The 1,073-nt window shown below is 72.2% G+C and carries 1 protein-coding gene and 1 pseudogene; both read right to left on the bottom strand.

The genetic code is table 11. The features are described from left to right. Positions 1-792, bottom strand: a 792-nt coding sequence (gene pheA, locus ACFXKA_RS43280; RefSeq protein WP_379431953.1) for a prephenate dehydratase, incomplete at its 3' end; no start/stop codon positions are given. An 89-nt stretch (positions 793-881) separates the two neighbouring features. Then, a pseudogene (locus ACFXKA_RS43275) lies at positions 882-1,073 on the bottom strand (hypothetical protein); the annotation flags it as partial.

Genomic DNA, 1,073 nt, shown 5'->3' with positions numbered 1-1,073 from the left:
GATCCGCTTCAGCCCCATCAGCGCCTCGCCCACTCGACGGTCCGCGATATGGCCCTCGGCGTCCACGGCGAAGCAGTAGTTACCGATGCCCGCGCCCGTCGGCCGCGACTGGATGAGCATCAGGTTGACCCCGCGTACGGCGAACTCCTGGAGCAGTTCGAGCAGCGCGCCGGGATGGTCCTCGCCGAGCCAGACCACGACCGACGTCTTGTCCGCGCCGGTCGGCGCGGACGGGCGCGCGGGCCTGCCCACCAGGACGAAGCGCGTCTCCGCGTTCTCGGCGTCGTGGATCTCGGTGACCAGGGCCTCCAGCCCGTACGTCGCCGCCGCGAACTCACCCGCGAAGGCGGCGTCGAACCGGCCCTCCTGGACCAGCCGCGCGCCGTCCGCGTTCGACGCGGCCGACTCCCACAGCGCGTTCGGGAGATGGGCCCGCAGCCAGTTGCGCACCTGCGGCTGCGCCACCGGATGACCGGTCACCGTCTTGATGTCGGACAGCGCCGTCCCCGGCCTGACGAGCAGCGCGAAGGCGATCGGCAGCACCACCTCGCGGTAGATCATCAGGGGCTCGCCCGAAGCGAGTTCGTCGAGGGTCGCGGTGACGCCGCCCTCCACCGAGTTCTCGATCGGTACGAGGGCTGCCGCGGCGTCCCCGTGCCGTACGGCGTCGAGGGCTGCGGGCACCGAGACCATCGGGACCAGCTCCCGCGTGGCGGCTTCCGGAAGGGTACGGAGGGCGGCTTCGGTGAAGGTGCCCTCGGGGCCGAGGTATGTGTAGCGCGTGGCCGACATGTGGTCACTTTAGTCCGACCGGCGGACGCGCGCGGACGCCCGCGGACGGCCGGCGACCACCGCCGGGGACTCCTGCCGCAGATCCCGGCTCAGGACTCCAGCAGCCGCTGGCCCACGTACTCGCCCTCCCGCGCCCCGCCCGGCACCGCGTACAGGCCGCTCGCCTCGTGCCGGATGAACTCCGACAGGGCGTCTCCCCGGTCGAGCTTGCGCTGCACCGGCACGAAGCCCCGCAACGGGTCAGCCTGCCAGCAGATGAACAGCAGCCCCGCGTCCGGAAC

Source organism: Nocardia sp. NPDC059228, assembly GCF_042754245.1.
Lineage (GTDB): Bacteria > Actinomycetota > Actinomycetes > Mycobacteriales > Mycobacteriaceae > Nocardia.
The sequence above is the reverse complement of the archived record's forward strand: the minus strand, read 5'-3'. Positions and strand labels throughout refer to the sequence as shown.